The 19,517-nt window shown below is 41.0% G+C and carries 21 protein-coding genes; 15 read left to right on the top strand and 6 right to left on the bottom strand.

Annotated features, from left to right (window positions below; all coding sequences use genetic code 11):
- Positions 1–147 precede the first annotated feature (147 nt).
- On the top strand, positions 148–1,056 hold the full coding sequence (locus EV282_RS12470; RefSeq protein ID WP_130296116.1) for a CobW family GTP-binding protein: 909 nt from the start codon (positions 148–150) through the stop codon (positions 1,054–1,056).
- A gap of 37 nt (positions 1,057–1,093) precedes the next feature.
- On the opposite strand, the gene EV282_RS12465 is transcribed toward EV282_RS12470, so the two are convergent.
- Positions 1,094–1,516, bottom strand: coding sequence for a DUF4830 domain-containing protein (locus tag EV282_RS12465; RefSeq protein WP_130296115.1), 423 nt, complete (start codon positions 1,514–1,516; stop codon positions 1,094–1,096).
- Between the two features lie 91 nt (positions 1,517–1,607).
- Here EV282_RS12465 and EV282_RS12460 point away from each other — a divergent pair, with 91 nt between their 5' ends.
- The 3 genes from EV282_RS12460 (at position 1,608) to EV282_RS20270 (ending at position 3,003) form a co-directional block, all read left to right on the top strand.
- Entirely contained in the window at positions 1,608–2,216 is a 609-nt protein-coding gene (locus EV282_RS12460) for a hypothetical protein (protein ID WP_130296114.1), read from the top strand.
- Between the two features lie 15 nt (positions 2,217–2,231).
- On the top strand, positions 2,232–2,801 hold the full coding sequence (locus tag EV282_RS12455) for a hypothetical protein (protein WP_130296113.1): 570 nt from the start codon (positions 2,232–2,234) through the stop codon (positions 2,799–2,801).
- A 64-nt stretch (positions 2,802–2,865) separates the two neighbouring features.
- Positions 2,866–3,003, top strand: coding sequence for a hypothetical protein (locus EV282_RS20270; protein WP_165389451.1), 138 nt, complete (start codon positions 2,866–2,868; stop codon positions 3,001–3,003).
- A 23-nt stretch (positions 3,004–3,026) separates the two neighbouring features.
- On the opposite strand, the gene EV282_RS12450 is transcribed toward EV282_RS20270, so the two are convergent.
- Both EV282_RS12450 and EV282_RS12445 read right to left on the bottom strand, forming a co-directional pair.
- Complete coding sequence (locus tag EV282_RS12450) at positions 3,027–3,473, bottom strand: GNAT family N-acetyltransferase (RefSeq protein ID WP_130296112.1); 447 nt, start codon at positions 3,471–3,473, stop codon at positions 3,027–3,029.
- 62 nt (positions 3,474–3,535) lie between these two features.
- Positions 3,536–4,192, bottom strand: a complete 657-nt coding sequence (locus EV282_RS12445) for a haloacid dehalogenase type II (RefSeq protein ID WP_242611864.1) — start codon at positions 4,190–4,192, stop codon at positions 3,536–3,538.
- Between the two features lie 127 nt (positions 4,193–4,319).
- Here EV282_RS12445 and EV282_RS12440 point away from each other — a divergent pair, with 127 nt between their 5' ends.
- Positions 4,320–4,655 (top strand): LapA family protein, encoded by a 336-nt coding sequence (locus tag EV282_RS12440; RefSeq protein ID WP_130296110.1) that lies wholly within the window; start codon positions 4,320–4,322, stop codon positions 4,653–4,655.
- A gap of 49 nt (positions 4,656–4,704) precedes the next feature.
- Here EV282_RS12440 and EV282_RS12435 read toward each other — a convergent pair whose 3' ends face one another.
- The gene (locus EV282_RS12435) at positions 4,705–5,202 is read right to left on the bottom strand and encodes a 2,4'-dihydroxyacetophenone dioxygenase family protein (RefSeq protein WP_130296109.1); all 498 of its coding nucleotides are present in this window, start codon (positions 5,200–5,202) and stop codon (positions 4,705–4,707) included.
- A 158-nt stretch (positions 5,203–5,360) separates the two neighbouring features.
- Here EV282_RS12435 and EV282_RS12430 point away from each other — a divergent pair, with 158 nt between their 5' ends.
- The 9 genes from EV282_RS12430 (at position 5,361) to EV282_RS12390 (ending at position 15,723) form a co-directional block, all read left to right on the top strand.
- Positions 5,361–6,377: a LacI family DNA-binding transcriptional regulator gene (locus EV282_RS12430; RefSeq protein ID WP_130296108.1), complete on the top strand. Its 1,017-nt coding sequence runs from the start codon at positions 5,361–5,363 to the stop codon at positions 6,375–6,377.
- Between the two features lie 283 nt (positions 6,378–6,660).
- Positions 6,661–8,763 (top strand): amylo-alpha-1,6-glucosidase, encoded by a 2,103-nt coding sequence (locus tag EV282_RS12425; RefSeq protein WP_130296107.1) that lies wholly within the window; start codon positions 6,661–6,663, stop codon positions 8,761–8,763.
- Positions 8,764–8,793: 30 nt separating this feature from the next.
- The gene (locus EV282_RS12420; protein WP_130296106.1) at positions 8,794–10,047 is read left to right on the top strand and encodes an ABC transporter substrate-binding protein; all 1,254 of its coding nucleotides are present in this window, start codon (positions 8,794–8,796) and stop codon (positions 10,045–10,047) included.
- 30 nt (positions 10,048–10,077) lie between these two features.
- Positions 10,078–10,968 (top strand): carbohydrate ABC transporter permease, encoded by an 891-nt coding sequence (locus EV282_RS12415; protein WP_077362150.1) that lies wholly within the window; start codon positions 10,078–10,080, stop codon positions 10,966–10,968.
- Between the two features lie 12 nt (positions 10,969–10,980).
- Positions 10,981–11,805 (top strand): carbohydrate ABC transporter permease, encoded by an 825-nt coding sequence (locus EV282_RS12410; protein ID WP_077362148.1) that lies wholly within the window; start codon positions 10,981–10,983, stop codon positions 11,803–11,805.
- Positions 11,806–12,061: 256 nt separating this feature from the next.
- Complete coding sequence (locus EV282_RS12405; RefSeq protein WP_130296105.1) at positions 12,062–13,069, top strand: phosphotransferase enzyme family protein; 1,008 nt, start codon at positions 12,062–12,064, stop codon at positions 13,067–13,069.
- Between the two features lie 121 nt (positions 13,070–13,190).
- The gene (locus tag EV282_RS12400; RefSeq protein WP_130296104.1) at positions 13,191–13,793 is read left to right on the top strand and encodes a biotin transporter BioY; all 603 of its coding nucleotides are present in this window, start codon (positions 13,191–13,193) and stop codon (positions 13,791–13,793) included.
- A gap of 15 nt (positions 13,794–13,808) precedes the next feature.
- Positions 13,809–14,795, top strand: a complete 987-nt coding sequence (bioB, locus tag EV282_RS12395) for a biotin synthase BioB (RefSeq protein WP_130296103.1) — start codon at positions 13,809–13,811, stop codon at positions 14,793–14,795.
- A gap of 103 nt (positions 14,796–14,898) precedes the next feature.
- On the top strand, positions 14,899–15,723 hold the full coding sequence (locus EV282_RS12390) for a mechanosensitive ion channel family protein (protein ID WP_130296977.1): 825 nt from the start codon (positions 14,899–14,901) through the stop codon (positions 15,721–15,723).
- Positions 15,724–15,770: 47 nt separating this feature from the next.
- On the opposite strand, the gene EV282_RS12385 is transcribed toward EV282_RS12390, so the two are convergent.
- Positions 15,771–17,261, bottom strand: coding sequence for a potassium/proton antiporter (locus EV282_RS12385; protein WP_130296102.1), 1,491 nt, complete (start codon positions 17,259–17,261; stop codon positions 15,771–15,773).
- A 423-nt stretch (positions 17,262–17,684) separates the two neighbouring features.
- Here EV282_RS12385 and EV282_RS12380 point away from each other — a divergent pair, with 423 nt between their 5' ends.
- Entirely contained in the window at positions 17,685–17,858 is a 174-nt protein-coding gene (locus tag EV282_RS12380; protein WP_165389450.1) for a Fur-regulated basic protein FbpA, read from the top strand.
- Positions 17,859–18,039: 181 nt separating this feature from the next.
- Here EV282_RS12380 and EV282_RS12375 read toward each other — a convergent pair whose 3' ends face one another.
- The gene (locus EV282_RS12375) at positions 18,040–19,443 is read right to left on the bottom strand and encodes an alanine/glycine:cation symporter family protein (protein ID WP_130296100.1); all 1,404 of its coding nucleotides are present in this window, start codon (positions 19,441–19,443) and stop codon (positions 18,040–18,042) included.
- Positions 19,444–19,517 lie beyond the last annotated feature (74 nt).

The raw sequence follows: 19,517 nt of genomic DNA, 5'->3' as shown, positions 1-19,517 counted from the left end.
TAGGCTGTTTTTTGTCGTTCGGAAAGGTTTATGCGCGTTTGGGGAGATTTATGCGCCGTTTGGGAGGGTTCTTGCTCTCCATGTTGGAATTATGATGTTCTATTATAGTAGAATGCAACAAGCGATTAATAATGTATGAGGTGTAACATGAAAAAAGCGAACGTAATCATTTTGGCAGGATTTTTGGGAAGCGGAAAAACAACCTTGCTCAAGCAGCTGCTTCAGCGTGAAAAAGATAGAAATCACAAAACAGCTGTCCTCATGAATGAACTTGGGCAAGTTTCGATTGATTCTGATGCAGTCCCGGGAGATATTCCGTTAAAAGAACTGCTTAACGGCTGTATCTGCTGCTCATTATCCGATCAGCTTGAAAAGCAGTTGTGGGGACTTTGTAAGGAAAATGAACTCGACACTTTGATCATAGAAGCAACAGGTGCTGCTCATCCGATTGATGTGTTGGACGCTTGTTTGTCACCATACCTGCTCGATGAACTGCATGTATCTGGAATCATTTCGGTCATGGATGCACCAAGGTGGCTTGACCGGGGTACGATGAGTGTCCAGGCAAAAATGCTGATGCTCGAACAAATAAAGCATGCGGACTTCATTATTTGGAACAAGACTGGTGCTTTGTCAGACGAACAGAAACAATCAATAAAAGAAGACGCGGAACGCTTAAATGAAGGAATACCATATGTTTTGACTGATTATGCGAAAGCAGACATTGATCAGCTGTTCTCCCTTTCTGTAAAAGACAGAAAAGAACATCAAAAAGTTACAGCCGACAAACTAAAGGTGAAAACGTGGATGTATCCGTTTAAAGGTGCCATCAAAAAAGAAGCTTTTGAAAACTGGCTGCGCGAAGCACCATCATCGATATACAGGATCAAAGGCTATATCAAACTTGAAGACGGACAAATCTATCTGTTTCAATATTCCTACGGACTGCCCAATTACGAAAAAGAGCTTATGAAGATGCCTTTAAGACTGGTGTTTATCGGTGAGGATTTGAATACTGAAAAATTAGCTGAAGGATTAAAACAATTAGAACAATAAAACGAATGACGCTTCGGGAATTTTCTCGAGCGTCTTTTCAATTAAAACAATAATCTCTTTTCATATAATCTTCCTCTTCAACCATTTCAGCTACCCCTGGAACTGTTTCAGAGGCATGAATATAACTTCCAATAATCTTATCATCCCCAGTTAGAATTACCGCCTCTAGATATCTGGTATCACATTTTTGTTCTAATCGGTATTGGTGTCTCGTTATTTTCGTTTTTTCATATCCTCTAAAATCAACTCCCGCTAAATAGAAGATTTCCAACGGCTCTGGATATTCAGGTATTGAAAAAGGTTCTTTCTTAGGCAAATAAAAAGCTAAATCCCAGCCTTTCTCTTCGATAAAAGCTCGGTGACTGTCTGGAATCATAAGGTGAAAAGCGAAACTCATTACGAACAATACAAGAAAAAAAATCAGAATGAAAAAGCCAGCTGCACAGGGTAACTTTTTCAAGATAAAAACCTCCTTTTTACTCCAATACCGTTCGTTTTATGATAGTCTAATATTATCATAATTTTCCAAATAATAGATGAGGTGATTTCTTTTGCAAACAAAAGTAATAACACATGATCATCGTAAAATTCATAAAGAAATTTATGGAGAGAAGCCCGGTCCGGTTCAGATACTACGTATGCCTCAACTGAAATATGTAGTACAAGAGATGAACACCGCTTACCATATGGATTGGGCAGGACGGCCTGAACCAGTGGATCAGCAGTGGATTGTATGGAAGATCGTCAATCAGCTAAAACACATTACAAAAACAAGTGCAGACTATAAATTTAAGCTGATGCCTCACGAAATCATTTGGCATGAAATGACCGGTAATCTAGCGAGAACTACTCAGGTGATGCAAGTTCCGGATTGCATAACAGATGAGATGTTTGAAGAAGCACAAAGGAAGGTCGCTAAGAGCCTGAAAGAAGAGATCCCAGAAACAAAACTTATTACTGCTAAGTCGGTGTTATGTGCGCAAAAGTTACACGTCGGTCATTATCGTGAAACTAAAGCAACTCTTCTAGAAGTCAATCAATTTGCAGAGGATCAAGGATATCAAGTTAGAGGCAGCCATAGAGAAATTTATCTGACACCTGCGATGAGATGCCATGATCCATCTACGTGGAAAACCATCGTAAGTGTGGAATTGGAATAAATTTAGGAGAAATTAATGAGCACGGATAAAATAAAGTTCAAGCTGGAATTGAAAGAAGAAGATAAGGGTTTGAAATATATACTTATTTTGATCATTGCAGGTTTATTAATAAGTGTGACCGCATTGTCTATGTATCGTGGAGCAGACGGAGACTTCGAACCACAAATGGTAGCCTCTCAATGGGCACAAGCCGAACTCCAATCCAATGAATCAATGAAATATAATCTTTTGTCTGAAAGAGCCAGAGCAAATTATATAGACGTTGTCCCAGATGAACGAAAAAGAATCGCTGGTGAAGAGGAATTCGAAGAGTATGATCTTTTTCAATGGAAAATAAGAAAAAATGAATACATTTATAAGGTTCATTATTATGGAATGAAGTCGTGTCCTGATTGCCAAAAAGATATTTGGGTAAGAGTAAAAGCTGCAAACGGTAAGTGGGAGGTACCTGAATTCAATTTTTCTGAGTTAAATGCTATTCCAATCATAAGAAACCTTGAAGCAGAGCAGATCCCAACATCCGTGGAACAGGAAGAGGAAATGGAAAAAAAGAAATCCATATTTGAAAGAGTACTAAACTTATAAAAGGGGACGCCCTGCATGTTAAAAAGATAGTATTATTTTCGTTATTATCGGAGCTCTTATCAAGATGTCAACTTTCATTTTCTTTTCAGGAGTGGAATACGAACGTTATATACGGTTTTCAGGAGGATTTATATTCTATCTTGGTACTTTAATGATTCCTGATTATCTTGTAAGTCCTAAAAAGGAAGATAAAAAAGCTTGAGGGATGTTTACCTCAAGCTTTTTCTATAAAGATACTTTCATGAATTTACTTACGTCTTTAAAACCCATTTTTTCATATAGTTTAATAGCTTTTTCATTAAAAGAATAAACATTGAGTCTTACATCGCTATAGCCGTTCTTTTTGAATTCTTTAAAGGCTTCTTCGATTAAAAGCTTTGAGTATCCCTTTCCTCTGTAAGGGGGTTTTACATACAAATCGTTAATCCAGCCAACTTCATCACCTGTTAAATAGTCAAAAGCCTTATCAATCTGGACCCAGCCTAACAAGGTTTCCCCATCCATTAAACAAACAAAATAGGCATTGTATTTTGCAGAATGTTCGTAGGCCGCAATCATTCTTTCTCTATTGTCTTCAGCATTGCAGTTTGTCGCTTCTTTACGATTCACACCAGCTATCTCATAAATCTCTTCAATCTCAACCTCAGTCGCTTTTTTGAATGCTAACCCCATATGTTCATCCCCTAAACGTAATCTTTTCTTTATGATGTTAACATAAATTTCCTGAAAAATGTTTATTCCAAAAGACCACTGAGATCTTTGTAAATATAATCCGGTCTAATTCCTAGTTCATCGATTTCAAGATCTGCTCTGTTAATCCATGCTGTTTTAAACCCAAAAGATGAAGCACCGGTAATATCCCAGAAGTTAGAACTCATGAATAAGACTTCATGTCGTTTGACGCCAAGTGTTTCGAGTGCATATTGATAGGCTGCTGGAGCTGGTTTGTACTGTTTAACATCATCAACGGATAAAACTCTCAAGAGATGATTCAATTCTCTTTTTTTAACAAGAGGACTCAGCATTTCATAGTTGCCGTTTGAAAAGATGATCTGTGTCTTATTTTGATTTTGTAAGGTTTCCAATGTGGCACGAACCTCCTCATACACTTCAAGTTCTAAGTACGATTGCATGAGAGAGTGGAGTGTATCTTCATTGCTTTGTAGAGAAAGATTTCTTAAAGTATACAAAAGAGCGTTTCTCGTAACTTCAGAAAAGGGTTTGTAAGGGCCGGTCAATTGATGAAGCAAAAAGTATTCAACCTGTTTTTTCCGCCACTGTTCACTGATGGTTTTCCCGTACCCTTTAAATTCAGACTCAGCTTTTTCTGAAACAGAGTGGACATCAAAAAGAGTGCCGTAAGCATCATAAACATAAGCTTTTATCGTCATAAAAACACCGCCTCCTTTCCTAAAGGATACCCTAATAGGATACATCTGAAATTCACGAAAAAATTTTTTAGTGTTCCAGGTAGAATTTCCAGCAATACGGGAATAGATAACTTATGAGGTGATAAATATGAAAATGCAATTGTACTTGTTATTCGGTTTTATCTTTGCACTGATTATAGCAACGTTTGCAGTTATTAACGTTGGTGATGTTGAAATTAATTATCTGTTTGGCACAGCTAACTGGCCGCTCATCCTTGTTATTTTGGGATCTGCAGTCTTTGGAGGTCTTTCCGTTGGATTATTCGGCTTGATCAGGGTGATTCAGCTGCAAAGACAAGTTAAAAAGCTGCATCAGATTCAAAACGAAAAAGAATCTTGGAAAGCAGAAGAAAGAAAAGAAACCGTTTCAGAAACCGTTGCACCCACACAAGAAATTCCGCATGAAAAAGCAGAGGATAAATAAGACAAGAAACCCTGAAGAAACCATTTGCTGGTGTTCATCAGGGTTTTCTTCACTTTCCGAGTAAATTCGGATTCATTGTTAAGCCATTTTCTAAGTAAAAATCACAGTACTTTTTGTAGACTGAAAAAATGTCATCCTGACCCACGATTTGATTTTCTTCATCAAAATACTGAAGAGATCCACCTAAAGTAAATAGAGTAATCACTTCTTCGGCTTCCGTTATTAAAGTATGTATATCTCCTGGGGGTTCGAAGATAAAGGTACCGGGTGTGGCTACCCAATCTCTTTCAGCATATCGCCATTGACCTTTAAGATTAAATCCAATCACATTTCCGCCTGTATGCCTGTGCCGGGTAAGGACTTGATTTGGTTTTATCTTAAACAAATATGTCCAAGTTCCTGTAGTGAAATCAAAGCGAACAGGTTTAAAGTGACACGTTTTTTCATCAAAAGGAACCCATGGCATATCTTTGGTATCAACTACAATTTCAGGCAGCTGGAGTTTTTCTGCGAATTGAATTAAGTCTGGATCTAGAAGCTCTTTCAAATAAAAAACCCTCTTTCGTGTACTGTTTATAAACCTAAAGTTCCTCACAAAGTAAGTAAATTCCTTTTTCAGAAATTTTAAAAATAGACTTGAAAGCGAATTCAATTAGCGTTAAGATAGACAACAAATCATATCCGAAACGTTTTGGGGGATGAAAAGTGGCAACGATTAGGGATGTAGCAAAAAGAGCGGGAGTATCTGTTACAACGGTTTCAAGAGCGTTAAACGGATATTCTGACGTAAACGAAAAAACAAGAGAACGAATTAAAGAGATCGCAAAAGAATTAAAATACAGTCCGAACCTACTAGCGAGAAGCCTCGTGATGAAGAAGACGAAAACGATCGGTTTGCTCGTTTCAGGTCTGAAGATTGAAGGAAGCAAAGATAATTTCACGTATGAGGTACTTTGCGGAGTGAATGACTGTGCAGGTCAACTTGGGTATGAGCTTGTTCTCATCAGTACTGATTCACAAAAACAGCAGGAAAAAACGTACAATCAGCTCGTTCAGGAGCGAAAAGTCGAAGGAATCATCCTGCAAGGAATTAAAACGGATGATCCCTATCTAGAAGAAGTGCTGAAAAGTGATATTCCTTGCATTCTCATCGATATCCCCATGGAGAGCGATTCAGTTGGTTATGTCACAACAGACAATAAAGATGGTGCGAAATCAGCTGTCACACACCTTTTGGATCTTGGGCATAAGCATATTGGGATGATCAACGGACACAGCCAGGCTTTTGTCAGCCAAGAGCGGCTGGATGGCTATCAGGAGGCTCTCCAGGAAAAGGGGATTGCCTTTAATGGATCTTATGTTGTGGATGGTGCCTTTTTAGAAGAAAAAGCAGAAACCGAAACGGCAAAGCTTCTCCAAAAACATCCTGAACTTACAGCACTATTTTGTGCGAGCGACCTTATGGCGATGGGGGCGATAAGGGCTGCCAAGAAAATGGGTCGAAAGCTTCCAGAAGAGTTGTCGATCGTCGGTTTTGACAATATTATTCTGTCAGCCTATTCCACACCTTCACTTACTACGATTGCTCAAGACCGCTATCAGTTAGGGTTTGAAGCAACGAAACTTTTAACAGACATGCTCGAAGGAAACAAAGGCAGCAAAAGGAAAGTGCTTAACACAACATTCATAAAAAGAGAATCAACTTCTGAAAACCACAATTAGTGGTTTTTAAAATACAAAGTACCGAAAACGTTTTGGGAAACTTTTCAACAAAAGCTCTAAGATTGTTGCTTTTAAGTAATTTCCTTCACTGACAAGTTGATCGGAGAGTAAGGTGCAAGACTCCTACGGGACGAGCGGTCAGGTGGAAACTCCTAATGGCGCGTAGCGGCAGGAGGCTCACCGCACGCCCCGTGGAAAGCGAGTAACCTGGAGCGGAAATTAACTACTATCAAAAGCAACAAGATATACGAAAAACATCTAAACAAAACAGGAGGAAACAACCGTGAATTACCGCGTAATTAAAGAGAACGATTTATTTTTCTTAACCGATGACAAAGGAAATATTCCACAGGAAAACAGCTATGGATTGGGGCTCTATACAAAGGATACGAGGTTCTTAAGTAAGTTTGATATCAAAATCAACGGTCAAGATCCTATTCTTCTTTCATCTTCAGCCGATGAGAACTATATGGCAAAAATTTTGCTGACCAATCCTCACATGGAAGAGGACGGAGAGCTGATTCTTTGGAGAGAATCAGTAGAGATTGAAAGAAAGCGTTTAATCTATGATGGTGTGCTCTATGAAACACTTCAACTGAAAAACTATTATCCAAAGCCAGTGGAGTTCGAAGTCAGCCTACATGTGGATGCTGATTTTACAGATATGTTTATCGTACGAGGATTTCAATTCGGTGATGTAGGCAAGAAAACAGGAGAAGAAGTGACGGATCGATCATTGAGCTATTTTTATAGAGGAACAGATGAAGTTGAACGAGCTACCAAAATTCAATGGGATCGTGATGCGGTATCTGTGAAAAAAGAAGGAGTGGTTGCATTCAAGTTTCGTTTGAATCATGGAGAAGCTCAGTCTGTGACCTTTACCGTTTCACCTGAGATTGATGGAGAGTCAGGTTCGGTTATTGAGCCGGATGCTGCACTTCAACTTCTTAAAGGCTCTTACGAAAAGTGGGAGTCTGAAACTACAAGTGTTGAAACGGATTACGAACCGCTTCAGAGATTAGTAGACCGCGGAATACAAGATTTGCGTGTCCTTTTGACAGACATTGGACATGGGCAGTTTCCAGTTGCCGGTCTACCATGGTTCGGAGTACCGTTCGGAAGAGACAGTTTAATAGCGGCGCTTCAAATGCTAGCATTCAATCCTGAGATCGCAAAAGGAACTCTCTTAACGATGGCATCTCAGCAGGGGACAAAGGTGGATCCGTGGCGAGATGAACAGCCAGGTAAAATCATGCATGAGATCCGTTACGGAGAACTTGCGGCAACAAACCAGATTCCGTTTACCCCATATTACGGAACGATTGACGCGACACCGCTCTTTTTAGTCCTTTTATCTGAATATACAAAGTGGACGGGTGACCTTTCTTTAGCAGAAAAACTTTCGCAGAACGTGGACGCTGCGCTCATGTGGATCGATGAGTACGGTGACCGCGATGGTGATGGCTTTGTCGAGTATCATCAGGAATCCAGTAAAGGCATCGCGAACCAAGGCTGGAAAGACTCGGGTGACTCAATCGTTCATCGAAACGGTGATTATGCTGAAACACCGATCGCGCTCTCTGAAGTTCAAGGGTATGTGTATCAGGCAAAACAAGGAGTAGCAACGATTTATGAAGCACAAGGGAAAACGGAGGAAGCGGCAAAGCTTCGGGATCAAGCGGATCAGTTAAAGCGAAGATATGATGAAGCGTTTTGGATGGAAGATCAGGAGTTTCATGCCATTGCTTTAGATAAGGAAAAAAAACAAGTAGGAACATTAACGACGAATCCGGGGCATGTGCTCTTTGCAGAAATGTTAGAAGAAAACAAAGCGGATGCTGTAATTGAAAAGTTAATATCTCCAGCCTTCTTCTCAGGATACGGCATTCGTACGATGGCTGAGGGAGAAGCAGGATATAACCCGATGAGCTACCATGACGGCAGCATCTGGCCGCATGATAACAGCATGATCCTGCTTGGAATGAGCAAACTTAACCGCCAGTCAGAGGCCAACACAGTCATTCATGGCTTGATCGAAGCGGCTGAACACTTTGAATATGACCGCTTGCCTGAACTGTTCTGCGGTTACGGTACTGAGGCGGGACGTGCTGTGAAATATCCAGTAGCGTGCTCACCGCAAGCATGGGCAGCAGGAACTCCGCTTGTTTTTATCCAAACGATTCTTGGGCTGTTTCCTGACAGTTTAAACAAAACGATTACGCTTTGCCCGCAACTTTTAAAGGGAATGAACGATTTGCATGTTATGAAGATCAGAATTGGAAAAGGTTATCTTTCTGTAAAAGTCACTCGTAATGGAGAAGAAATGATTACCACCATTGAAGAAAATACGACTGGTTACGAGGTTGTCCAAAAACAATTAGCCTAATTCAAGCTTTGAAGAAGGGAGAGAGAAACAATGAGACCTGCAAAATGGATGTCAGCTGTTTGTTTTTCTTCACTGTTACTGACAACTGCACTGTCGGGCTGCGGCAATGACGAAGAAAGTGACACAGAAAAAACAGAGATCGTCTTAAGTGGATGGGGAGGTAATCCCGTCGAAAAGAAACTGTTGAATGAAGTGCTTGCTGATTTTGAAAAAGAGCATCCGCACATCGATGTGAAGCTGAACACGATCAATGATCAATATATGGATGTACTCAAAACCCGGCTGATCGGTGGAACAGCGGCTGACGTGTTTTACTTAGATGCGTTTGAAGCTCCTGCCTTGATCGAGACAGGTGCGATTGAACCACTTAAAAAGTACGTAACGGAAGAATTCGATATTGATGACTTTGAGAAACCGATGATCGACGCTTTTAGAAGTGACGGTGAACTTTATGGATTGCCCAAAGATTATTCAACTCTAGCCCTTTTTTATAATAAAAAAATGTTCAAAGAGCACGGCATCTCAGGACCGCCAAAAACATGGGAAGAGCTAGAACAGATCGCAAAAAAAGTGACCGATGAAGAAAAACAAGTGTACGGACTCGGTGTTATGCCGCAGATTGAGCGCTTATATTATCTGGCAGAATCCCAGGGCGGGGAAGTGATTACAGACGGACGCGCCAGCTTTGCAGATGACAAAGTAGTAAATGCTATCCAGCCGATTGTGGATATGCACTTGAAAGATAAATCTGCAGCTACTCCATCCGAAGTTGGAGCAGGACAGTCTGCGGGTGAAATGTTCGGCCGCGGGAAAGCGGCAATGGTCGTTGAAGGAAACTGGAACATTCCTTATATGGAAGATACTTTCCCTGATATCGACTATGGTACAGCAGAACTCCCAACCGTTAACGGGAAAAAGGGAACGATGTCATTCACAGTCGGTTATGCTATGAATTCAGAATCTGAACATAAAAAAGAGTCGTGGGAACTAATTGAATATCTCACCGGCAAGGAAGGCATGGAAAAGTGGACAAGCAAGGGTTTTGCATTGCCGACGAGAAAATCGGTTGCGGCTGAACTCGGCTTTGATCAAGACGAACTACGCCGGCCATTGGTTAACGGAGCAAGCTATGCGACCGTATGGCAGGATGGTCCTTCACTTCCAATCGTCATGAACAACTTTAACAACCAGTTTCTCAGTGCATATCTTGGAGATCGTAAATTAAAAGAAGCGCTGAAAGATGCTGAGAAACAAGCGAACAGAGAAATAAAGGTTACAGAATAACGAAAAAGAAGTGAGGTGAAGAACGTGAAAATGTTTACGAAAAAAGAGAGGAAAGAAGCGGGACAAGGCTATCTGTTTTTGCTTCCGACAATCCTTATACTAGGCGTATTTGTTATCGCCCCAATCCTTTATGCTGTTTTCTTATCTTTTCATAAAGTGGAGCTGCTCGGTGGTGCTAGTTATGAGTTTCGGGGGCTGGATAACTTTTTAAAAGTAACCTTTGATGACCGTGCGATTATCGCTTTGAAAAACACCGCCATATATGTAGCGGTGGTTGTCCCTGCACAGACCTTCTTGGCGCTGGTGCTTGCGGCTTCCTTGAATGCAGGGCTTAAGGGGCAGAAGTTTTTCCGGGTCGTCTATTTCTTGCCGACCTTAACATCATCCGCGGTGTTAACCCTGATCTTTATGTGGATGTATAATCAGAACGGCTTGATCAACTATGTACTGAAGATATTTCATCTGCCGACCTATAACTGGATTGGGGACCCGGACGTCGCACTGATCGCCATCATGATCATGAACATTTGGGCGACAGCACCTTTCTTTATGGTCATCTATCTTGCGGCGCTGCAGGATATACCGGACAGTCATTATGAAGCAGCCGAGCTGGACGGGGCAGGTGCAGTTCAAAAGTTTTGGCACATCACGGTTCCGAACCTGCGTCCTGTTACATCATTCGTAGTAATCATGGGAATCATCGGAACGTTCCAGCTGTTTGATCAGTCGTACATTTTCTCAGGAGGATCGGGCGGACCGAACAACTCCACGCTGACAGTTGTTCTTTTAATCTATCAATATGCATTTAAGACGCTTGGGACGATGGGTTACGCAACAGCGATCGCCTTCATGCTTGCGATCATCATTCTAGTGGCTACTTTAATACAGCGCAAATTCTCAAAAGAAGAATCACTTTACTAAGGAGGAGATTCCATGAAAAAACGATCGGCTGGAAGAAAAGCATTATATGTCATCCTTGTCGTCTACGCGATCATCACTGTCATTCCGTTTTTATGGGCACTGTCTTCTTCCTTTAAAACACTAGGTGAGATCGTAAGCGGATCGATCAATTTTATACCGAAAGATTTTACACTGGATAACTACAAACAAATTTTCTCGAAAGAACCGTTATTCGGCAGATGGCTGTTCAACAGTCTATTTATAGCAACAGTTGGAACAATGCTTAATTTATTGTTCAACTCTATGGCTGGATATGCGCTCGCTAGGTTGAGCTTCCCGGGTAAAAAGAGTATCTTTATCATCATTCTAGCTGTGTTGATGATTCCGTTTCAGGTTACGCTGATCCCGAACTTTTTGATTTTAAAAGAGCTTGGCTGGCTGAACTCTTATCAGGGAATGATCATACCAGGTGCAGTTAACGCAACGTTCATCTTTATGATGAGACAGTTCTTTGTGAACTTCCCGAAAGAAGTGGAGGAAGCAGCAGCAATCGATGGTCTAGGCCGCTTCGGTACGTTCTTTAGGATCGTACTGCCGCTTGCAAAACCGGCTCTTGCCGCTCAGACGATCTTCGTGTTCATGGCGTTCTGGAACGACTTTATGAGACCGCTCATCATTTTGTCTGACATGGATATGTTCACATTGCCGCTCGGATTGAACTCGTTTAAAGGACAGTTCATTTCATATTGGAACTACATCATGGCAGCATCCATGGTCTTTACGCTCCCGATAATCGTCCTGTACGCCTTTTTCAACCGATATTTTGTAAAAGGAATCAAGTTTACAGGAGATAAATAGAATAATTGATGAGAAACTGGCTTTTGAGGGGGTGACGAGTTCCCCTCGAGCCAGTTTTTTTGTTGCTTTCTAAACAGAATCCCACGTCAGATGAATTTATTCCTTGCTTAAAATGAATAATCCCACGAAAAAGAGCAATAATCCCACGTAAAATAAAATATAACCACGAGTAGTTAATTCTCGACAATTCAGAGAGGAATCAAGCCATCTCATGCAGAACTTCACAGGACAGTTATTTTAAAGAACAGGTGAACATATGAAAAATCTAATCGAAACTATTAAAAAAGCAACGGAGTTATATGGGATAACCCCTGATGAATTAACCGCCATATCTGAAGGGTTTCAAAACAAAGTTTATAGCTTTACAAGGAACCACCATGATTACATAATGCGGATCACATCTAAAGATAAAAGAAACGCTGAAATGCTCAACGAAGAGATTTCATGGATTCAGTGTTTGAAGAAAAGCGGTGTACCTGTTAGTGTTGCTGTCACCTCAAAAAACAATCAGTTCGTTGAAGAGGTACATGATTCTTATGTAACGGTTTTTGAAAAAGCCACTGGCGGACCGGTTAATGTTCAGAACCGAGATCAATGGAACCCGCATTTTTTTCAGCGATGGGGGAGGTTGCTAGGAGAGGTTCATCAAGCCGGAAAACGCTATTCTGCCGAAAAAACGAATACCGGTAGACCCCATTGGAATGCAGATCATCCCTATAATCATGAACTATTTAAGGATCTGCCTTCTGAATGGATACGACAAAAGTATGTTGAACTGGTTGAACGAATTAAGGAGTTTTCAATGGGGGATCAGTATTTCGGTCTCATACATAATGATTTTCACCAAGGAAACTTTTTTGTTGATGAAGAGGAAATCACGCTTTTTGATTTCGACGACTGTGCTTATTTTTATTTTGCTTATGATATTGCAACAGCGTTCTATCATGCATATTGGCAGCACACATCATTCAATTCAACAGAAGATGATTTTGCGGTGGAGTTTCTTATCCATTTTCTGAACGGATACAGAGAGAGCAATGATTTAACAAATGAGCTGATCGATCAGCTCCCAGACTTTCTTAAGCTTCGCGAGTTATTTCTATATGTTCTTTTTCTAAAAGTTTGGGATATTGGTAACCTGCAAGATTGGCAGGAATACACGATTCATAATCTGAAAACAAACATTGAAAACAACAAGATTTATGCAGATTTAGATAGTGATCTGCTCACCAAAATCAAAAACAACATTCATAAACCACTCTAAAAATACGGAGTGGTTTTCCTAATCCTTAAATGTTAACTTAAATATTTTATAAGTTGACGCAAATCGTAACCTTCGCTATTCTTATAGCATAAACAGTTCTTACAAATGGAGGTTCATTCACATGACAGCAAGAAGAAATGGGTTGAAAACGATTGATATTACGCTGATCGGAATGTTTGTGGCATTAATGGCGATCGGGGCAAACATAACAACGATCTTTCCGTTCATGGTCGTTGGCGGAGTTCCAATTACATTGCAGACGTTCTTCTGTATTCTGGCAGGAGCATTATTAGGAAGCCGATTAGGTGCGATTGCTATGAGCGTATACGTATTAGTTGGTTTAGTCGGAGCACCTGTCTTCGCACAATTTAAAGGCGGTTTTGCAACCGTAGTAAGTCCTACTTTCGGATTTCTATTATCTTTTATTCTAGTAGCCTATGTAACAGGTTTGATCATTGAAAAGAACGGCAGCAAAGCTTCGTATGTGGTGGCGACACTCATCGGAACGGCGATCAACTATGTGGTTGGAACAAACCTCATGTTCATGGCATATAAGATGTGGGCAGCTGCGCCAGAAGGGTTTACTTATACTATGGCTTGGGGATGGATGATGGTTCCGCTTCCGAAAGATATCATTCTAGCCGTTTGCGCAGCACTTATCGCTCCACGTATTAATATCGCGCGAAAAAAAGTAATGTCACATCAAACAAAACACGCATCATAAAAGGGGAGACGCAAAATGACTTGGAATCTGCTAGCTGAGAAGGTTTTGCAAGGTGAGGAGGTCACGAACGAAGAAGCACTTTCCATTTTAGAATGTCCAGATGAAGACTTGCTACTGCTGCTTCACGGTGCTTATCAGGTTCGTAAACACTATTATGGGAATCTCGTAAAATTAAACATGATCATCAATACGAAATCCGGTGCATGTCCTGAGAACTGCGGCTATTGCTCGCAATCTATCGTTTCAACGGCTCCGATCGAAACGTACAGAATGATGGATAAAGACGAGATGGTGAAAGGTGCAGAAACGGCTTATAACCTGAACGTCGGAACCTACTGCATCGTAGCAAGCGGCCGAGGACCCACGAACCGGGATGTGGATAAAGTCGTAGAAGCTGTAAAAGAGATCAAAGATACATACGGATTAAAAGTTTGTGCTTGCCTAGGAATTCTAAAGCCAGAACAGGCGGCACGTCTAAAAGAAGCAGGAGTGGACCGCTACAACCATAACTTGAACACTTCAGCTCGAAACCATGAAAATATCACAACATCTCATACATACGATGACCGAGTGAACACAGTTAACGTAGTAAAAGACAGCGGAATCTCACCTTGCTCAGGGGTGATCGTCGGCATGAAGGAAACGAAACAGGATGTGATCGATATGGCACGAAGCCTTAAAGTACTTGATGCGGATTCCATTCCGGTTAACTTTTTGCATGCCATTGATGGAACACCGCTCGAAGGAACGGATGAACTGGATCCGCGCTATTGCTTAAAGGTTCTGGCATTATTCCGCTACATCAATCCAACAAAAGAAATTCGAATTTCAGGCGGACGAGAAGTGAATTTACGAAGCCTTCAGCCACTCGGGCTATATGCAGCCAACTCCATCTTTGTTGGTGATTACCTTACAACAGCAGGGCAGGAATCAACGGCAGATCACAAAATGCTGGAAGATATGGGATTTGAAATCGATAGAACGCCTGTAACCGCGCAATAAAAATAGTAATTTGATTGAAAAGCCGCTCCAAGCCTTGTTACAATAGGAACTATTCTATTGAAGACAAGTGGGAGTGGTTTTTTTGGAGAATTGGGAAAAATGGATGGGAAAGATAAATTGGGCTGAAATCATGCTAGGAGCAGGATTATGGGCTGCGAAATTTTTATTGATCATCGTCATGTTTATCATCATCCGATCGATCGGAAGACGAATCATTAACCGAATGTTTGATAGAGCGGCATCTCACCGCAAGATGTCGAGCGGTCGGATCATCACATTGCAAAAGTTAGTTGTGAACTTATTTTCTTATGTTTTAATATTTGTTTTTGCAGGTATCGTGTTTAAACAGTTCGGACTTGAGATTGGTACCCTGATCGCAGGAGCTGGTGTCGTTGGCCTCGCTATCGGATTCGGTGCACAAGGACTTGTAAGTGATGTGGTAACAGGTTTCTTTATTTTGCTCGAGAAACAGATGGAAGTTGGCGACTATGTAACAATTGGCGGTGTTGATGGTATCGTTGAAGAAGTTGGTCTGAGAACGACGCATATCAGAGCGTTTGACGGAACACTCTCGTACATGCCCAACCGTGAGATCAGTACGATACAAAACCATTCCCGTGGCAACATGCGTGCATTGGTGGACATCGGAATCGCTTATGAGGAAAACATTGATCAAGCTGTAAAAGTACTTCAAGAAGCTTGTGACCGTGTGAAAGCAAACAATGAGAACATTGTGGAAGGTCCGAATGTACTTGGTGTTCAGGCGCTAGGTTCATCAGATGTTATAATTCGTATTATCTCAAAAACACATAATGGGGAACAGTGGGCAGTAGAGCGCGAATTGCGTCAGGCTTTGAAAGAGGCATTGGATGCAAACGGTATCGAAATTCCATACCCTCATCAAGTGAACGTAGAAAAAGGTGCATAAGAAAGCCGGGAGGTTCCCGGCTTTTTCATATTTATATTTAGCATTTTTCACTCAGAGTTCTGCTTCACTCTTTGTTCGGAAAGATAATCAGTCAGTGTCTTCAACCTGTTTTTATTAGCCATGATATATAGAATGTCATTTGCGTGGATCTCTGTTTTTCCAGTCGGTGTAATGAGTTCATCACCGCGAATCATTGCACTCACTATTGAATCCTGTGGCAATGTGATTTCTTCTAGCGTCTGTCCGATGATCTTTGCATTCTCAGGAACAAAGAACTCTACAATCTCTGCATTGGCCTTACCGATCGAAACGAGTTCCAGAACGTGTGGAGAAGTGGGTTTTTCTTTCTCCGTAAGCTTTAGTTTCTGAGCGACCCATGGAATCGTTGAACCTTGAATGAGTGCAGAGGTCAGCACGACGAAGAATACAAGATTAAAGAATAGCTGGCTGTTTTCTACTCCTTCAATTAAAGGGAACGTAGCCAGCACGATAGGAACCGCGCCTCTTAATCCTGACCATGATAAAAATACTTTTTCCTTAAAATCAAAAGGAGAAAAATAAGTACTTAAGAAAACACCGATCGGTCTTGCGATAAAGATAAGGATCAGTGAGATAATCATACCTTTCACGATAATTCCAATGTGGAACAATTCACTCGGGAAGACAAGAAGACCTAGGATCGCGAACATTAAAATTTGCATCATCCAGGCAAAACCTTCGTTAAAACGAACGATCGAGTTTTTATAAGTTAGGTGGTTGTTGCCCATTAATACAGCGGCTACATAAACCGCAAGCAGTCCGCTCGCACCGGCAAGCATCGTCACCCCATAGCAGAGGATTGCAAATGATAAGGCGAATACCGGATACAGACCGCTTGATTCAAGCTGTATGCGATTGATGGCATAAACGGCTAGCTTGCCAAAAAGGTACCCGAATACTAACCCCATTCCCATCTGCCAAAAGAAGGAGAAGATCAGACTAAAGATGGAACTTGTTTCTCTTGTTAACAATTCGATAAACGTAATCGTCAAGAACACAGCCATCGGGTCATTAGATCCTGATTCAGCTTCTAGCGTTGAGGATAGCTTATCTTTTACGTTTTTACCTGATAACACAGAGAATACAGCTGCAGCATCGGTTGAACCTACGATTGATCCAAAAAGAAATGCCTCTAGCCAAGTGACATCGAGTAAAAATTTTACCGCAACAGCAACAACTGCTGTTGTTAGAAATACACCGAATGTTGCGAGAGAGAGAGAAGGGTACAAGATGGGTTTAACATTGTTCCATTTTGTCTGCAATCCTCCTTCGAATAAAATAATGATAAGTGCAACTACACCGACCAGCTGGGTAAGGTGAGGATCATCAAAGTATATAAAGTTTAGTCCGTCACTTCCTGCAAGCATACCGATTCCGATAAAAAGTACGAGGGCCGGTACGCCGAATCTTGATGAGAACTTAGTGGTAATAACACCAAGCAATAAAAGAACTGCCAATAATAAAATAAAATAATCTACGTTAAGACCGCCTTCGAACATCTCAGCTCTCCTTTTTAGTTAATTTCAATGCTGTTTTTGAAAGATGTTGATTGTCCAGATGTCGCTTTCCGGGGGGCGTGCGGTGAGCCTCCTGGCGCTTTGCGCCGTTAGGAGTCTCACCTGTCACATTCGTCACCCAGGAGGCTCGCATCTTGCACTTCAATCAACTTATTAATGAAGCAAAAGAATTATAAGCAAGTCATTTTGAAAAGAGCCTTTTTCTAACATGCCTATACAGTATTGACGACAAATATTGTCTAGAAACAATTGACAATTTATCCAAAAGAGGGTAGTGTTGACCCATAAAGAAACGAGAAATGAGCATCACCTTACAAGGTTTAGAACATAAACTATTAATGTAAAGTTTTTTCTCCTTCATTTGCGGGTAAGGTTAGTTGAAGAGATTTTCAGGAGGGATTGAACGTGTCAGCGGACCATCAAAAAAGAGAGAACTTAATTGCTGATCTATTGCTACATAACATATATAAAACAAAAGATGGACGTCATCTATACGAGCTTTCTTTGCAGGATCTTGAACAACAATTTCAGGATATTCTTTCACCGCCTGCACAAGAAAAACCACTTAATAATATATGAGAAATAGATTTTAAAAAACTGGTTAATATAAGCCAGTTTTTTTGTATGATTTGTAATTAATGATTAAAACCGCCGACCAGAAACTTTGTATCCCAAACAAATAATACGGACCTAATCGATAAAAGTTTCAAAGAAAAAGAAGACTTCCTGTGTTTTGGAAGTCTTCTTTCTTTCGTGCTGATTATTTGTCTTCTGTTTTTTCTCCCCAAACTTCGGTGTTTTTAAGACCGATGCTCGATGGATAGAATACAGGATTTTTGCCTTCTTTTTTCTGCTTCATATAATCTCCGAGAGCATCAAACGCAATTTTTCCTAACAAGGAGATTGCAATAAGGTTGATGATCGCCATTAATCCCATGAACATATCCGCTAAACTCCAAACGAAGTCAAGGGATGCGATTGCACCGAATCCTACCATTCCAACAACTGCAATTCGATATAAGAATAGCCACATTTTGTTTTGGCTGATGAATTCAATATTGGATTCACCGTAATAATAGTTGCCGACAACTGAACTGAATGCAAACAGTAGAACGATAATAGCTAGGAACGGGCCGCCCCATGATCCAAGGAGGTTGTTCAATGCTTGCTGAGTAAGGATGATACCGTCAGCTTCTTCAGATGTATACATACCAGAAAGAAGAATGATGAATGCTGTAGAAGAACAGATCAACAATGTGTCTACGAATACACCTAGCGATTGAATCAAACCTTGTTTTACAGGGTGACTGACATCAGCTGTTGCTGCTGCGTTTGGCGCACTACCCATACCCGCTTCATTAGAGAAAAGTCCGCGTTTGATCCCATTCATCATCGCAGCACCAAGTGCTCCACCCGCTACTTCTTCTAATCCGAAGGCACTTTTAAAGATTAAGCTGAATACTCCTGGAAGTTCTCCGATATTCGTAATCATCAAAAATAGAGCGATTAAAATGTAAAGCACAGCCATGATCGGTACGATGATTTCAGAGACTTTTGCAATTCTCTTTATACCACCAAAGATAATAACAGCTGTAACAACAGCAAGGAAAATACTTACGTAAACAGGCTTAATATCAAACGACTGTCCAAAAGCGCTTGCGATCGTGTTTGACTGAACAGAGTTGAATGCAAGTCCGAACGTGATTGAGATCAAGACTGCGAAAATTACCCCCATCCAGCGAGCGTTTAAAGCTTTATCCATGTAATACGCAGGACCGCCTCGGAAAGCGACTCCATCACGTACTTTGTAGATCTGAGCCAAAGTACTTTCAACAAATGCCGATGCAGAACCGATCAATGCGATCAGCCACATCCAAAAAACTGCTCCAGGTCCGCCAGCTGTGATAGCAAGTGCTACCCCGGCTAAGTTACCTGTACCAACTCGCGAAGCGGTACTGATACAGAATGCCTGGAAAGATGAAACGCCTTTTTTATCAGCAGTTGCCCCTTCACCTAATAAGCGAATCATCTCGCCAATCATCCGGAATTGAACAAATTTCGTTCGAACCGTGAAATAAAGACCTAATCCGATTAACATGACAATCAGGATATAAGACCATAAAACCGTGTTAACATCACCAATAATATTGTTAAGCAAATCCATTTAAATACACCTCAATTAGTCTAATGTCTCTCTCAGCTGTACACCGTTTTCAAATGTAGCAAAACCTCACATGT

Source organism: Fictibacillus sp. BK138 (genome assembly GCF_004216955.1).
Taxonomy (GTDB): Bacteria; Bacillota; Bacilli; order Bacillales; family Fictibacillaceae; genus Fictibacillus.
The sequence above is the reverse complement of the archived record's forward strand: the minus strand, read 5'-3'. Positions and strand labels throughout refer to the sequence as shown.